This window comes from Tatumella sp. UCD-D_suzukii, assembly GCF_000611875.2.
Lineage (GTDB): Bacteria > Pseudomonadota > Gammaproteobacteria > Enterobacterales > Enterobacteriaceae > Tatumella > Tatumella ptyseos.
Map to the genome: position 1 here is coordinate 66,115 of NZ_JFJX01000007.1, position 14,773 is coordinate 80,887.

Below are 14,773 nucleotides of genomic sequence, written 5' to 3' on the forward strand. Positions count from 1 at the left end.
CAGGCGGTAATACGATAAAAGCTACCCTCCCGGACCTGCCTGACGGTAAGGCCTGAGAGGGTATTGCGGATGCCGGGGTTACTGAACCTGCTGTTGGAAACGTTCCAGCAACAGATTTCCACGTTGAACCGCGTTATCCAGCGCGACTTTCGGGGTTTCTTTACCCGTCCAGACGCTTTCCAGTTCTTCATCAATAACCGTACGGATTTGCGGCATATTGCCAAGGCGTAAACCTTTGGTGAATGGCAGTGGCGGCTTGTTCAGCATCTGTTTCATCGCAATATCTTCGCCGGGGTGCTTTTTATAGAATCCCTGCTGGCGGGTCAGGTCATAAGCCGCCACTGTGGCAGGCAGATAGCCGGTTTTCTGATGCCACTCAGCCGCAATCGCAGGCCCGGCCAGGAACTTCATAAATTCGGCCACGCCTTTATACGTCTGAGCGTTCTGACCGCGCATCACCCACAGGCTGGCTCCGCCGATCATGGCATTCTGCGGTGCTTTTTTGTCCGTTGCATCGTAAGGCAGCATGCCGACACCAAAGTTAAATTTGGCATACTGGCGAATATCGGCCAGAGAGGCAGACGAAGCGGTCGTCATACCGCATTCACCACTATAGAATTTCGCGGTAGATTCATCCTTACGACCGTAATAGGTGAACGTCCCGGCTTTATTCATCTGTTCCAGCATTTCGATATGACGGATCTGTTCCGGCCCGTTAAACACCAGTTTCGCGTCAGTGCCATCAAAACCATTATTCTCTGTCGCGAAAGGCAGACCGTGCCAGGCGCTGAACTCTTCGAGCTGGATCCAACCCTGCCAGCCACTCGCATAGCCACAATTCATTCCGGACTTACGTAATGCAGCCGCATCTGTTGCCAGTTCCTGCCAGGTCACCGGCGGCTTTTCAGGATCCAGCCCTGCTTTTTTGAAGGCATCTTTGTTGTAATAAAGCACCGGGGTCGAACTGTTGAAAGGCTCAGAGAGGAGCTGTCCGGTTTTCGCATCGGAATAATAACTGGCAATGGTCGGAACAAACTGTTTTTCATCAAACGGGATACCGGCATCTTTGAATACCTGATAAACAGGTTTAATGGCGTGGGATGCCATCATGGTTGCTGTGCCGACTTCATAGACCTGTAATATTGCCGGCGCATTTCCGCCACGAACAGCAGCGATGCCCGCAGCAAGACTTTGTTCATAATTCCCTTTATAGACAGGGACAATTTTATAGTCAGGATGTTGCTGGTTAAAACGCTGAGCCAGAGAGTTAACTTCTGTCCCCAACGCACCATCCATGGAGTGCCAGAAAGGTATTTCAGTAACTGCAAACGCATTACTACTCAGGCCGGAGGCCAGTAACAACCCTGCTGCATAGTGACGTATTTTTATTGCTGACATAGTTTTATCCTGTGGCATTAACTGTCCGCTAAGAGATTCGCGAGCTAAAATGACACGGAAAAATGACAGAAAAATTAATTGAAGATGTCAGTTATATGACCAAAGAATGACAGGGTGACCGGTTGGCCGGGGAAGAAGTTAAACATCAGGCATGATAAATGGCGCTGGCGCGGCTTTCAGCCCATAAAAAAGGGCGGCTACCAAGGCCACCCTTCTGAAAAATATCCGGATCAGGCTTCGATAGCCACCCGGAGTTTTTTCATGGCATTTTTTTCCAGCTGGCGAACACGTTCTGCAGAAACACCGTACTGATCGGCCAGTTCCTGCAGCGTTGTTTTACTGTCTTCATCCAGCCAGCGGGCACGGATAATGTTCTGACTGCGTTCATCCAGCCCCTGCATAGCATCACTTAACTTATCCGCCGCATGGGCTTCCCAGTTATCTTCTTCGATACCATCAGCGAAGTCAGACGCTTTATCCTGCAGGTACAGCATAGGAGCCATCGATTTCCCTTCGCTGCTTTCATCTTCCGGCGTCGGGTCAAATGTCATATCCTGAGCAGCCATCCGTGATTCCATTTCACGCACATCTTTGCTGCTGACGCCCAGTTCGCGGGCAACCATTTCGACTTCATCCTGATTAAACCAGCCGAGGCGTTGTTTAGTTTTACGCAGGTTAAAGAACAGCTTACGCTGAGCTTTCGTCGTGGCCACTTTCACGATGCGCCAGTTACGCAGTACATATTCGTGGATTTCTGCTTTGATCCAGTGGACAGCAAAGGAGACCAGGCGCACACCCACTTCCGGATTAAAACGACGTACCGCTTTCATCAGGCCGATATTACCTTCCTGAATAAGATCCGCCTGGGGCAGGCCATAACCTGCATAATTACGAGCAATATGAACCACAAAGCGCAGATGTGACAGGATCAGCTTTTTAGCTGCATCCAGATCGCCCTGGTAATGCAGCCGTTCAGCCAGCGCTTTTTCCTCGTCGGCTGTCAGCATCGGGCAGCCATTAGCGGCCCGGATATATGCATCCAGATTACCCAGAGGAGCAATAGCTAAAGCATGCATTTCTTTGGTCATTCAAACCCTCTCAGAATTATTAAAAAATATTGCCTGATCCTTACCACAACCGGCACCTACATTATGTCAGCCGTGCCCAAAGATCGAAAGCAATGCGTGCTATTAATCAGTAAGACACTAAAGTTATCCACAGGTTCATTCTTTGTTGTGAATAATTCCGACGGAGATACCGGAGGTACTGCGGGGAAATTATCCTCTGCTCCCCGACACATGGCAACAGAGGATAATTATAGCAAAAAAACATTACTCCGGATTACTGGGGTGTAAAACGGCGTAAATGTTGTGCAGTCGCAAGCCAGGCGGCAATCCAGCCAACAATGGCAGAGACCAGCAGCAGCAGCAGGGCTTCGTCGAACGAAAATCCTTTTAAATCAAAGGAGGTACTGAAGACACTTGCCACATGTGACACAACCGACTCAAGGCGAAACACCAAAAACTCGGAGAGGATCAGCGAAACAAAAGCCCCTGATAAGCCCAGCATGGCACCGCCATAGACAAATGGCCGTAAGATAAACCCATCCGTTGCACCAAGAAGTTTCTGTACATTGATGGTATCTCTGCGGGCAAAGATACTGAGCCTTACGCTGTTGCCGATAACGAGGAACACCGCCACCACCATCAGCAACCCAATCATCAGAGCCACCTGGCCGACCAGCCCCGTTAAGGCAGACAAGCGGGCAAACCAACTGTCATCCATACGTACCTGGTCAATACCACTGACCTTCGCCACCCGATCACGCAATGTATTCATGGTGTCTGAGTTCTGGAAGTTAAGTTTCGGTGTAATAATCGCCACCGCAGGTAATGGGTTCTGCTCAAGCATATCCATCGCGCCACCGAAACCGGACCAGTTGCGGAACTCGTTCAAGGCTTCTTCGCGACTCAGATAATCGACATGTTCCACACCCTCGGTCTGTTTCAGCTGATTAATCACATTTTGCGCAGCATCATCATCGAGTGTCTTCGACAAATAGACCGTCAGCTGAGGCGCCGGATACCATTCGTTCGCCGCCTGGTCGACGTTCTTCCAGACGATATAACACACACTTGGCAGCGTCAGTGAGATAGCGATGACCGTGACCGTCAGTAGTGTAGCCAGTGGCTGACGTAACATATCAGACAACATCCCGCGCCAGGCATAGTGCCATTGCTCCTGCCAGCCACCGCGCAGTGCTTTCTCTTTCGAAACCCGCTTTGGTTTTGGCTTCGTCCGGGGCCTGGCGGCCGCGGCCGGTGCCTTTTTAACCCGGCGGTTTACCTGATTACCCTTGCCAAACTTCATGCCACTCCCCCATGTAATCGTCCCTGACTGAGGGTCATAACACGATAATTCCTACGGGAAATAAGAGACATATCATGAGTTGCCATCAGGACAGTGACACCAACGCGATTAAATTCTTCAAATAAACGCAGTATATCTTCTGATAATGCGTGATCGAGGTTACCGGTCGGTTCATCGGCCAGCAATAATGCTGGTTTATTAACAACGGCTCTGGCAATACCGACACGTTGTTGTTCACCGCCGGAGAGCTGAATCGGGAAACTCTTCGCTTTATCGAGCAGGCCCACTTTATCCAGGGCAGCGGAAACCCTGCGGCGAATATCTTCACCGCTGGCGCCGGAGATAATTAACGGGATAGCAATGTTGTCATACACGGTTCTGTCCATCAGCAGATGGTGATCCTGGAAGATCATACCAATCTGACGGCGCAGGAACGGCACCTCGCTATTGCGTAAACGCGTAATATTATGTCCGCTAAACCAGATTTGTCCGGCACTGGGGCGTTCGATCCCGCAGATAAGTTTGAGTAAGGTACTCTTACCTGCCCCGGAATGACCGGTCAGAAACGCCATTTCTCCCTGACGCAGATGAAAATCTACGCCCTGAAGCGCCTGGCGTCCTCCCAGATATGCTTTACTGACCTCTTCAAAGCGAATCATCCAAATTAGTCCTCTCGGGCAAACAATGCCTCTATAAAATCGCCGGCCTTAAATGGCCGTAAATCATCGATGCTTTCTCCGACACCGATGTATCGGATAGGAATACCGAACTGGTCTGCCACAGAGAAAATCACTCCCCCTTTCGCCGTACCGTCCAGCTTAGTCAGTGTAATACCGGTCAGACCAACCGCTTCATGGAACAACTTTGTCTGGCTGACGGCATTCTGCCCTGTGCTGGCATCAATGGTCAGCATCACTTCATGCGGCGCACTGTCATCCAGTTTACCCATCACGCGGGTGATTTTTTTCAGCTCTTCCATCAGGTGCGATTTATTCTGCAACCGGCCTGCGGTGTCCGCAATCAACACATCAACTCCACGGGATTTAGCGGCCTGAATCGCATCAAAAATCACCGAGGCTGAATCCGCACCGGTATGCTGGGAAACGACCGGGATATTATTGCGCTGTCCCCAGACTTCCAGTTGCTCTACCGCGGCTGCACGGAAAGTATCCCCGGCGGCCAGCATTACCGATTTTCCTTCCGACTGATACTGACGCGCCAGCTTACCGATAGTGGTTGTTTTACCCACACCATTAACACCGACCATCAGGATAACAAACGGTGTTTTTCCTTCAATATCCAGCGGTTGCTCAACCTTATCCAGAATAGCAGACATTTCCTGCTTCAGAATGCCATACAGCGCTTCAGCATCACGCAGCTGTTTGCGGCTTGCCTGAGCAGTGAGGTTACTGATGATTTTACGGGTGGTATCGACGCCAACATCTGCGATAAGTAGTTGTTCTTCAAGCTCTTCGAACAGTTCATCGTCGATTTTTTTTCCGCGAAATAACCCGATAAAACCGGTACCGAGGTTCTGTCGTGTTTTGACCAGACTGCGTTTTAAACGGGCGAAGAATCCTTCGCGGACAGGTCGTTCCTGCTCGGTAATAATCCCCGTTTCTGCAACCGTTTCTTCGCTCTCTTCCGGACTAATCTTAGGCGTTTCCGCCGGGGTTTCCGGCACGTCTTCGATCAGTTCCGGCTGTTCCGCCAGTTGCTCTGCTTCAGTTTCAGTCGCAGGAGGAATTTCCGGGGCTGGCTCCGGGGTTGGCTGTTCAGCTTCCACGCGTTCAATCGCCGGCGCGGTAATACTCTGAGTGACCGGGGCTACCGACTGCGGTTGTTCAATAATAGTCCCCGGTAACTCCGGTTCTACCGGCTCAGACAGTGCCGCTTTATCGGCGTCAGAGACCAGCGGTTTGCTTTCCGGCACCTCTGCTTTTTCAGGTTCGGTCTTGTGAACCGTCTCAGCCACATCAGGCACTGGCGCCGCGTCGTGCACCCGGTGCTCGCCATCGGTCTCAGTGAGTCCGGATGTCTCCTCCACAGGCGTTTCTGACCCGGCTGCCGTCTTCAGTACGCTTTCATCTTCCCCGGCAGTCTCTTCCTTTGTCGGGAGATCCGCTACATGTTCAGGTTCTGCGGGGACGCCTGGTTCAGCGGTAACGTCCGCTGTTTCCTTTTGTTGTTCTTCAGGCTCTGCATTTTTCTCTTCATCACGGCCAAAGCCCAGCCAGGAGAAAAAGCCCCGTTTTTTTTCTTTTGCCATTATGCAGCAACGCTCCTTTCGGCCCGAACCAGGAAGATAATCCCTTCCGTACAGAGATATTCGGGACTTCTGTTTAATTTATCAGATACCTGCCGGTCTTATACGGCCGCCAGGTATCGCGAATGCATGGTCAGATAGTCTACCATTTTCCAGGCATTGCATTACAGCACCCTTTTTTACCGTTTCTTATCACGTCAGTGCCCGCTAAACTAGGCAACAAATTATGAAGAGTTATGATGAATATGAATAAACATTCCCGGGGGCCGGCAGGCGCCGGACAAGTACGCATTATTGGCGGGCAATGGCGCGGCAGAAAACTGCCTGTACCGGTGAGTGCCGGGCTTCGCCCGACGACCGATCGGGTGCGGGAAACGCTATTTAACTGGCTGGCCCCGGAGATGGCACAGGCTCGTTGTCTGGATTGTTTTGCAGGTAGTGGTGCTCTGGGTATTGAAGCCCTTTCCCGCTATGCTGGCCACGTCACATTGCTGGAACTGGATCCTGCTGTCGCCCGGCAGCTTTCCGCAAATCTGCAGACCCTTAAAACGACACAAGGTCATGTGGTTCAGGGCAATACATTACAGTGGCTGAACACCCCCGGAGAACCTTACGATATCGTCTTTGTGGACCCGCCTTTCCGTAAGGGGTTACTAAGTGAAACGCTCACGCTGCTGGAAAACAAAGGCTGGCTGTCCGGAGAGGCCCTGATTTATATCGAATGTGAGACCGAACATGCGCCCCCTGAGGTGCCTGCCAGCTGGCGACTTTATCGTGAAAAAGTCGCCGGTCAGGTAGCTTACCGGCTGTATCACCGTAGCGTCTCAGACAGGCAAGGAGAATAAATATGTGGGTTATTGGCGGACGTATCCTGATGGTTTTCGTGTGGCTTTTTTTGCTGATGAATATTGTTCATCCGGCACCTAAGCCGCTGAAATATTTTATTGATGTGGCATTATTTTTTATGGTGGTCATGCATGGCCTGCAACTGGTACTGCTGCGAGCCACGCAGTCTAAAGATGCCCCGGCCCTCAGCGGATATACCCAGTTAAAGATCTTCTTTTTCGGGGTCTTCGAACTGCTTTCCTGGCAGAAGAAAAACTACCCCGGCAAGTAAGTTCACCCGGGGCCCGTCGGGGGTTAATGCGTCCCCGGCGTAAAGCTGATAAAGCGCGTTCCCTGCATACGTAAAGCGCCGGTTGTGCCGGGAATGCAGTCGTTATATTGCCCTTCGCTCACCGGCACGGTAAACGTTTCGCCGACCGGTTCGCGACGGAAGGTAATCTCATAACGAAGAGTTTCTCCGGCGATCACCTCACGTTGCCGGGAATGACGGTCCGGATAGGGATATTCGCGCTTACTGACGATCACCGCCTGCTGAGTGACGATCGGGGAAGCATCATTGTTAGCGGTGTCATCCCGTTGTTTGAAGAACTGATGGCCGGCCAGTAGCACAATGGCGACAATGACAATAATAAAAATCAGCGGCGGTCTGGTCATCCGGTGATCCTCACAAAATCGTTTTCTGAAAAATCCGCATCATTTGCCTGCATTTTTTGCCGATCACAGTAATAATCGTTGAGCAATGTCAGTGGCGAAACGGGGCCGTAGTCATCACAGTATTCCTCGCTCCTGGCCAGATTTAAAGAAGATTAAGGAAGAAAATATGCTTTGGTCATTTCTTGCAGTGCTGTTTTCCGGCTGGCTCTATATAGATGCATCCTACCGGGGGCCCCGCTGGCAACGCTGGTTATTTAAGCCTGTGACATTCTTACTGATGCTGGCCTGGGCCTGGCAGGCACCGACCCGTTCAGTTGTCGATTATTTTATTCCCGCAGGGTTGATGGCAGCGATGGCCGGGAGCCTGCTGGCGATGCTTTCCCGCCGGCAACTGTTATATGCCTTCGGCGCGATGTTCCTTTCTTCTTTGCTGTATACCCTTAACCTGACCCGCGGGATTTCTTTTGGTGTCTGCTGGCCGGTACCGCTGACGTTGCTGGTTATCGGCCTCGTCGTATTAGGGATTATCCGGAGCCGGCTGGAAGAATTGCGCTGGCCGGTATGTACCATGCTGACAATGACACTGGTGATGTGCTGGGCTGCGTCATTGCAATACTTCAGCCATCAGACCGACGAAACGTTATCTCTGATGGCGGGAACGGATTTACTGTTACTGGCACATATTTGCGGGCTGGTAAGCCTTTTCCGTCGCCGTTTTGCCGGAGACAGAGCTATCTGCGAGGCATTATTTATTATCGGACATTTTATGATAGTCCGCTCACTGTGGGTCTTTTAACTCCCGGCCAGCAAAGAGAACCCTCAGGCAGAGGATGACACGCCCTTGCGGAGCAGATAGCGAAACGGTGACTGTGCGGTATCCTGCGCCAGTAAAGTATGTTCCATAAACCGGCAGAATCCCGGGATGTCGCGTGTGGTCGCCGGATCGTCAGCAACGATGAGCAGGGTTTCACCTTCCTGCATATGACGGATAGTTTTGCGTACCATCATCACCGGCTCGGGGCAGCGTAAACCCAGCGTATCCAGGGTATGGTTGGCCTGACTGAAAAGCTCACTCATGGGGTTCTCTGTTTAATGTCATGAAGGGTTATTCTACCTCCGGTCACGAGGACAGACAATTCCCGCAGCCCCGACCCCTTGCATTACCCGGTTAAGCAGGTAATATGCGCCGCCTTGTGGCTCCGCCACTATTCCATGAGCGTCCGTTCATCGGTACACTCATCTTTGTATTAATGGGTTCCCTCACCCCCACCTAAAAAGGCCTGAAATGATTACGTTTAACTCCCGCCAGCGTCTGCGTGCGCGTATTGTATTATCGGTTTTTCATTTACTTATTATCACTTCCAGTAATTATCTGGTGCAGCTGCCTATTAATATCTTCGGACTGCATACCACCTGGGGAGCTTTCAGCTTTCCGTTTATCTTTCTTGCCACCGATCTGACGGTAAGGATCTTCGGCGCACCACTGGCCAGACGCATTATTTTTCTGGCAATGCTGCCCTCCTTGCTGATTTCCTACCTGATCTCGTGCCTGTTTTATCAGGGAAGCTGGCAAGGGTGGGATTCACTACAACATCTGAATGTCGTCGTTGCACGGATAGCCCTGGCCAGTTTTATGGCCTATGTCCTGGGTCAGTTGCTGGATATTCATGTGTTCGACCGTCTGCGCCGTCTGTCTCGCTGGTGGCTCGCCCCGGCGGCAGCCATGTTTTTCGGCAATATCAGCGATACCTTTGCGTTTTTCTCCATCGCGTTTTATCACAGCAGCGATCTGTTCATGGCACAACACTGGGTCGAAATAGCACTGGCGGACTATAGCTACAAGATATTGATTTGCCTTGTTTTTTTCCTTCCTGCTTATGGTATCTTACTGAATGCCTTGCTAAAAAAGCTTTCCGGAAAAATACAAGACCAGACGGCAGGATTCAGCCAATGCTGAATGCCTCTGCCCGTCAGAGCAGCTAAGATTTGGTGACAAACAACAGATTGATTTTCTTTTCTGTTTTCGTTGTGATCACTGATGTGAACTATTAAAAGGAATTCAGATGCGTAAATTTATCAGATATCTCAGTGTCGGATTGCTGGTCATCGGCCTGGCCGCCTGTGACCAGAAGAAAGACAATACCTCTGACACTCATAGTGCAGCGGCTTCTCAGCAGGCAGCGCAAACCATTACTCTGCCCGGAGGTAAACTCAGCTTTACCCTGCCGTCAGGTATGTCTGATCAAACAGGCAAACTGGGGACAACAACCAACAATATGCACGTATATGCCAACAGTAATGGTCAGCAGGCGGTCATCGTTATTGTCGGCTCCGCGACCAATGACGGACTGGACGTGCTGACACAGCGCCTTGAAGATCAGCAACGCAACCGCGACCCACAGTTACAGGTTGTTTCTGATAAAGCGATTACTCTGAGCGGTCAGCCGGCACAACAGCTCGACACCGTGATTTCTGCGAAAAATCAAACTAACTGGTCAACCGTCGTTATGACCAAAGTGGATGGTAAGCTGGTGACCCTGCAGATTTCATTACCGGCCGATAATCAGGCACAGTCACAAACTATTGCTGAGGATATTGTTAAGACCATCACCCTTAACTAACCCTTACCGTGTTTATCACGCTTTCTTATGATGAAGCGTGATAAACATGCTCTGCCTCTCCGCTCCGGGCGGTATCCCCCCGTTTCAGCCTGCCCCCTGCCAATAAATAAAACCCAAATAATCAATTAAATATATAAAAACAGCGTGTTTACGAAATGCCGGAACACCCTCTGCCACAATGACCTGCTTTCAGGCCCCCTATGACTTTAGCCATAAATTAAAGTTATACTTACGCCTTCATGACAATAAAAGAGCTGTCAATTTATTGTCCAGTCAGGATGTGCTGAAACGCCGATTAGCATCTATGCTTATTGTCTGGTGTAACATTTTATTACATTTAGACCCGGACGTTCCTCCTGACAATTTATGAACAAAATACAGGTATGCATATGAAATTACGTAGGAAGCGTATAAAACCTATTGAGATTGATGACGTCACCATTATTGATGACACCCGGCTACGTAAAGCAATTACGGCTGCATCGCTGGGGAATGCTATGGAGTGGTTCGATTTCGGGGTTTACGGATTCGTCGCCTATGCCTTAGGGAAAGTCTTTTTCCCTTCCGCATCACCCGGCATTCAGATGATTGCGGCCCTCGCCACGTTCTCCGTACCATTCCTTATCCGCCCGTTAGGGGGATTATTTTTCGGCATGCTTGGTGATAAGTTTGGCAGGCAAAAAATTCTGTCAGTGACCATTGTTATCATGTCTGTCAGTACCTTCTGTATCGGTCTGATCCCCTCTTATGCCTCGATAGGGATCTGGGCCCCCATCCTGCTGCTGCTGGCAAAAATGGCGCAGGGCTTCTCTGTCGGGGGTGAATACACAGGTGCCTCTATCTTTGTTGCAGAATACTCCCCTGATCGTAAGCGTGGCTTTATGGGGAGCTGGCTGGATTTCGGTTCTATCATCGGATTTATCCTCGGGGCCGGTGTCGTGGTATTAATTTCTGCCATTATCGGTGACGAGCGATTCACAGAATGGGGCTGGCGTTTGCCTTTCTTTCTGGCGCTACCGCTGGGGGTTATCGGATTATATCTGCGCCATGCCCTGGAAGAGACGCCGGCATTCCGCCAGCATGTGGAAAAACTGGAGGAAGGAGACCGTGAAGGCCTGCGTGATGGACCTAAGGTTTCCTTTAAGTCTATTGCGGTACGGCACTGGAAAAGTCTGCTGGCCTGCGTAGGGCTGGTAATATCAACAAATGTGACCTATTACATGTTGCTGACCTACATGCCGAGCTACCTGTCACATAACCTGCACTATTCCGAAGACCACGGTGTGCTGATTATTATTGCGATTATGATCGGTATGCTGTTTGTCCAGCCCGTGATGGGTATGCTCAGTGACCGTTTCGGACGTCGTCCGTTCGTGATTATTGGCAGTATTGCGCTGTTCATCTGCGCCATCCCGGCATTTATGCTGATCACCAGTAATGTTCTGGGCCTGATTTTTGCGGGTTTACTGATACTGGCGGTGATCCTCAACGCCTTTACCGGGGTAATGGCCTCCACCCTGCCGGCGATGTTCCCGACCCAAATCCGTTACAGTGCTCTGGCAAGCGCTTTTAATATTTCTATATTAATTGCCGGTCTGACGCCCACCCTCGCCGCCTGGCTGGTCGAGGCGAGTAATAACCTGATGATGCCTGCTTACTATCTGATGGTGATTGCCGTGATCGGATTATTCACCGGGGTCTTTATGAAAGAAACGGCTAACAAGCCCTTAAGCGGTGCCACCCCGGCAGCTTCGGACCTGGAAGAAGCCCGGGAAATTCTTCAGGAACACCACGATAATATCGAGCATAAAATCGAAGATATCGACGAAGAAATCGCACGTCTGGAGGCCAAACGTAAAAATCTGGTTCAGCAGCATCCGGATATTAACGAATAATGTATGTTTCCTCCCCCCGGCAGTGTGCTGAGGGGAGGTTTGCCAGGCAATTGGCACACAGAGCATCGTCCCGCCGTGATAAAAGGAGTACACTGAATCAACATTTCTAATCAGTGCAGAGTGAAAAATGTCCGACTTTTCTATTGTACAGCGTCCAAGAAGACTGCGTAAAAACGCCTCCGTCCGTGAACTATTCAAAGAAACTTCCCTGAGCCTGAATGATCTTGTCCTGCCTATCTTCGTTGAAGAAGGGCTGGATGACTATCAGGCAATCAACGCGATGCCTGGTGTGGTACGTATCCCTGAAAAACGACTGGCTTACGAAATTGAACGCATCGCTAACGCGGGTATCCGTTCAGTGATGACTTTCGGTATCTCACACCATCTGGATGATACCGGAAGCGATAGCTGGGCCGAAAACGGGCTGGTCTCACGGATGTCCCGTATCTGTAAAGAGACGGTGCCGGAAATGGTCGTGATGTCAGATACCTGTTTTTGTGAGTACACTTCGCATGGTCACTGCGGTGTGATCTGTGACGGAGCGGTTCATAATGATCAGACGCTTTATAATCTTGGCAAGCAAGCCGTGGCCGCCGCACGTGCCGGGGCTGATTTTATTGCCCCCTCCGCGGCAATGGACGGGCAGGTTAAAGCCATTCGGCAGGCACTGGATGCGGCCGGGTTTACGGACACCGCCATTATGTCTTACTCGACAAAATTTGCGTCCTCCTTCTATGGCCCGTTCCGTGAAGCCGCCGGTACCGCGCTGAAAGGGGACCGTAAAACCTATCAGATGAACCCGATGAACCGTCGCGAAGCTATCCGTGAGTCCTTACTGGATGAGGCGGAAGGTGCTGACGCATTAATGGTAAAACCGGCAGGCCCTTATCTGGACATCATCCGGGATATCCGTGAACGCACAGACCTGCCTCTGGCGGCTTACCAGGTCAGTGGTGAATATGCGATGATCAAATTCGCGGCTCAGGCGGGCGCCATTGATGAACAGAATGTGGTACTGGAGAGTCTCGGGGCCATCAAACGTGCCGGTGCAGATATTATCCTGAGCTATTTTGCGCTGGATTTGGCCGAGAAAAAAATTCTGACCCGCTAACGTCACATATCCGGGGAGGCTGGCTACGCTCCATAGGTAAAAAGGCGTCCAAAGGACGCCTTTTTTGCAGGGATAACCCGTGATTATTTATTATTTTCGGGTTCGTAATACTGCACTCCAATCGTAATACGTTCACGGCCTGTCGCGACGCGGTGACGGTTGGTATCACGTAACGAATAGATACAGCCGCAGTATTCCTGCTGGTAAAAGCGCTCACGCTTGCTTATCTCAATCATTCGCGCGGAACCGCCGCCTTTACGCCAGTTGAATTCCCAGTACATCATTTCCGGGTAATTCGCGGCAGCACGAACGCCACAATCATTAATCTGTTTCATGTCTTTCCAGCGGGAAATCCCCAGTGACGAGGTGATCACCGGAAAGCCATTTTCATGGGCATAAAGCGCCGTACGTTCAAAGCGCATATCAAAGCACATGGTGCAACGTTCTCCGCGTTCCGGAGACCATTCCATGCCTTTTGCACGCTCAAACCAGTTGTCGCGATCATAGTCAGCATCGACAAACGGTACGCCGAACTTCTCTGCAAAACGAATATTCTCTTCTTTACGCAGTTCATACTCTTTCAGCGGATGAATATTCGGATTATAGAAAAAGATAGTGTACTCAATTCCCGAAGCCAGCATGGCTTCCATCACTTCTCCTGAACATGGCGCGCAGCAGGAGTGCAGTAAAACTTTATTATGACCACCCGGCAGCGGTAGTGGTTTTCTTTCGAAAGCGTCAGACATACTCAGATTTCCAAAACGTAGCAACAGCGAAAATGCATCATCCGGGACGTGCCCGGATGCAAAGTGTACAGCATATTGTTATCGGATTCTGTTCAATACGCCAGTCCGCTGTTTCTGAATCTCAATTTTTACACAAACGAATGAAAAAACTGGCCATCACTTCAGGCGACACCCGGGCGGGAAACGGAAATAACAGAATGCCAGACGGTATTTTATCATCGTCCGGCAGAATGATCAGCCGGTCAGTGCGGCCGGTAACGGAACCTTCAGCCGACGGATAGCCTGCAGGAAAGTATCAAGTTCCTTATTCAGTCGTCCGGTGATCATGTCATCTATCCGGGCCTGAGCCCCGACCTGGGTAATTTGGCTGTCATCGGCGAAGACACCCTGTAAGACATCCCGTGCTTTCAGTGTACTCAGTACCGGTTTCAGGGCGTAATCAATTGCCAGCATATGCGCCTGGCTGCCTGCGGTAGCCAGAGGGAGTACCACTTTATTTTCCAGGGCTCGTTCCGGTAACAAATCCAGTACGGTCTTCAGAACACCGGAATAGGACGCCTTATACACTGGCGTTGCGATAACAATACCACTGGCACTGGCCAGATCTTCTTTAAACAAAGAGATCGCCGGCGCATCAAACCGGGCCTGAATCAGATCATCCGGTTCGAAATGCTGAATATTCCACGGGATGACCTCAATACCGTGTGATTCCAGAATATGCTGGCTGTATGTCAGTAAGGACGTGGAACGTGACGGGAACCGGGGGCTCCCGGCCAGAGTGATCACCCGCATCTTTTTCCCCTTTTCAATATGCTATTACCCGCAGGAAAACTTAAGCGAATAATGGCAGAGAGAAACGGGCAGGA

16 protein-coding genes are annotated in these 14,773 nt (G+C 50.7%); 7 read left to right on the forward strand and 9 right to left on the reverse strand.

From position 1 onward, the window contains the following. Positions 1-78: 78 nt before the first annotated feature. The 5 genes from ugpB to ftsY all read right to left on the reverse strand — a co-directional run bounded on the left by ugpB (position 79) and on the right by ftsY (position 6,037). Positions 79-1,398, reverse strand: a complete 1,320-nt coding sequence (gene ugpB, locus CG67_RS03100) for a sn-glycerol-3-phosphate ABC transporter substrate-binding protein UgpB (protein WP_025901524.1) — start codon at positions 1,396-1,398, stop codon at positions 79-81. Positions 1,399-1,628: 230 nt separating this feature from the next. Beyond that, the gene (gene rpoH, locus CG67_RS03105) at positions 1,629-2,486 is read right to left on the reverse strand and encodes an RNA polymerase sigma factor RpoH (protein WP_025901525.1); all 858 of its coding nucleotides are present in this window, start codon (positions 2,484-2,486) and stop codon (positions 1,629-1,631) included. A gap of 253 nt (positions 2,487-2,739) precedes the next feature. Continuing rightward, positions 2,740-3,768, reverse strand: coding sequence for a permease-like cell division protein FtsX (ftsX, locus tag CG67_RS03110; protein ID WP_025901526.1), 1,029 nt, complete (start codon positions 3,766-3,768; stop codon positions 2,740-2,742). Then, positions 3,765-4,427, reverse strand: a complete 663-nt coding sequence (gene ftsE / locus CG67_RS03115; protein WP_025901527.1) for a cell division ATP-binding protein FtsE — start codon at positions 4,425-4,427, stop codon at positions 3,765-3,767. Before ftsE ends, ftsX begins: the two co-directional genes overlap by 4 nt. A gap of 5 nt (positions 4,428-4,432) precedes the next feature. After that, a complete protein-coding gene (gene ftsY, locus CG67_RS03120) occupies positions 4,433-6,037 on the reverse strand; it encodes a signal recognition particle-docking protein FtsY (protein ID WP_025901528.1) in 1,605 nt (534 codons plus the stop codon). Positions 6,038-6,279: 242 nt separating this feature from the next. Between ftsY and rsmD the strand changes: the two genes are divergently transcribed. Beyond that, positions 6,280-6,879, forward strand: a complete 600-nt coding sequence (gene rsmD / locus CG67_RS03125; RefSeq protein ID WP_025901529.1) for a 16S rRNA (guanine(966)-N(2))-methyltransferase — start codon at positions 6,280-6,282, stop codon at positions 6,877-6,879. Between the two features lie 2 nt (positions 6,880-6,881). Further along, positions 6,882-7,151 carry a DUF1145 family protein gene (locus tag CG67_RS03130; RefSeq protein WP_025901530.1) on the forward strand — a complete coding sequence of 90 codons (270 nt, stop codon included), beginning with the start codon at positions 6,882-6,884 and terminating at the stop codon, positions 7,149-7,151. Between the two features lie 23 nt (positions 7,152-7,174). Here CG67_RS03130 and CG67_RS03135 read toward each other — a convergent pair whose 3' ends face one another. Further along, a complete protein-coding gene (locus CG67_RS03135; RefSeq protein ID WP_025901531.1) occupies positions 7,175-7,534 on the reverse strand; it encodes a DUF2500 domain-containing protein in 360 nt (119 codons plus the stop codon). Between the two features lie 166 nt (positions 7,535-7,700). On the opposite strand from CG67_RS03135, the gene CG67_RS03140 reads away from it, so the two are divergent. Further along, the gene (locus tag CG67_RS03140; RefSeq protein WP_025901532.1) at positions 7,701-8,330 is read left to right on the forward strand and encodes a lysoplasmalogenase; all 630 of its coding nucleotides are present in this window, start codon (positions 7,701-7,703) and stop codon (positions 8,328-8,330) included. 23 nt (positions 8,331-8,353) lie between these two features. On the opposite strand, the gene tusA is transcribed toward CG67_RS03140, so the two are convergent. Continuing rightward, positions 8,354-8,611: a sulfurtransferase TusA gene (tusA, locus tag CG67_RS03145; RefSeq protein ID WP_025901533.1), complete on the reverse strand. Its 258-nt coding sequence runs from the start codon at positions 8,609-8,611 to the stop codon at positions 8,354-8,356. A 208-nt stretch (positions 8,612-8,819) separates the two neighbouring features. On the opposite strand from tusA, the gene CG67_RS03150 reads away from it, so the two are divergent. The 4 genes from CG67_RS03150 to hemB all read left to right on the forward strand — a co-directional run bounded on the left by CG67_RS03150 (position 8,820) and on the right by hemB (position 13,161). After that, complete coding sequence (locus CG67_RS03150) at positions 8,820-9,491, forward strand: 7-cyano-7-deazaguanine/7-aminomethyl-7-deazaguanine transporter (protein ID WP_025901534.1); 672 nt, start codon at positions 8,820-8,822, stop codon at positions 9,489-9,491. A gap of 106 nt (positions 9,492-9,597) precedes the next feature. After that, the gene (locus CG67_RS03155) at positions 9,598-10,155 is read left to right on the forward strand and encodes a DcrB family lipoprotein (RefSeq protein ID WP_025901535.1); all 558 of its coding nucleotides are present in this window, start codon (positions 9,598-9,600) and stop codon (positions 10,153-10,155) included. Positions 10,156-10,544: 389 nt separating this feature from the next. Beyond that, complete coding sequence (proP, locus tag CG67_RS03160) at positions 10,545-12,050, forward strand: glycine betaine/L-proline transporter ProP (RefSeq protein WP_025901536.1); 1,506 nt, start codon at positions 10,545-10,547, stop codon at positions 12,048-12,050. 127 nt (positions 12,051-12,177) lie between these two features. Beyond that, positions 12,178-13,161 carry a porphobilinogen synthase gene (gene hemB, locus CG67_RS03165; RefSeq protein ID WP_025901537.1) on the forward strand — a complete coding sequence of 328 codons (984 nt, stop codon included), beginning with the start codon at positions 12,178-12,180 and terminating at the stop codon, positions 13,159-13,161. Positions 13,162-13,244: 83 nt separating this feature from the next. On the opposite strand, the gene CG67_RS03170 is transcribed toward hemB, so the two are convergent. Both CG67_RS03170 and ssuE read right to left on the reverse strand, forming a co-directional pair. Then, positions 13,245-13,907: an epoxyqueuosine reductase QueH gene (locus CG67_RS03170; protein ID WP_025901538.1), complete on the reverse strand. Its 663-nt coding sequence runs from the start codon at positions 13,905-13,907 to the stop codon at positions 13,245-13,247. 234 nt (positions 13,908-14,141) lie between these two features. Beyond that, a complete protein-coding gene (gene ssuE / locus CG67_RS03175) occupies positions 14,142-14,699 on the reverse strand; it encodes an NADPH-dependent FMN reductase (protein WP_025901539.1) in 558 nt (185 codons plus the stop codon). Positions 14,700-14,773: the final 74 nt, after the last annotated feature.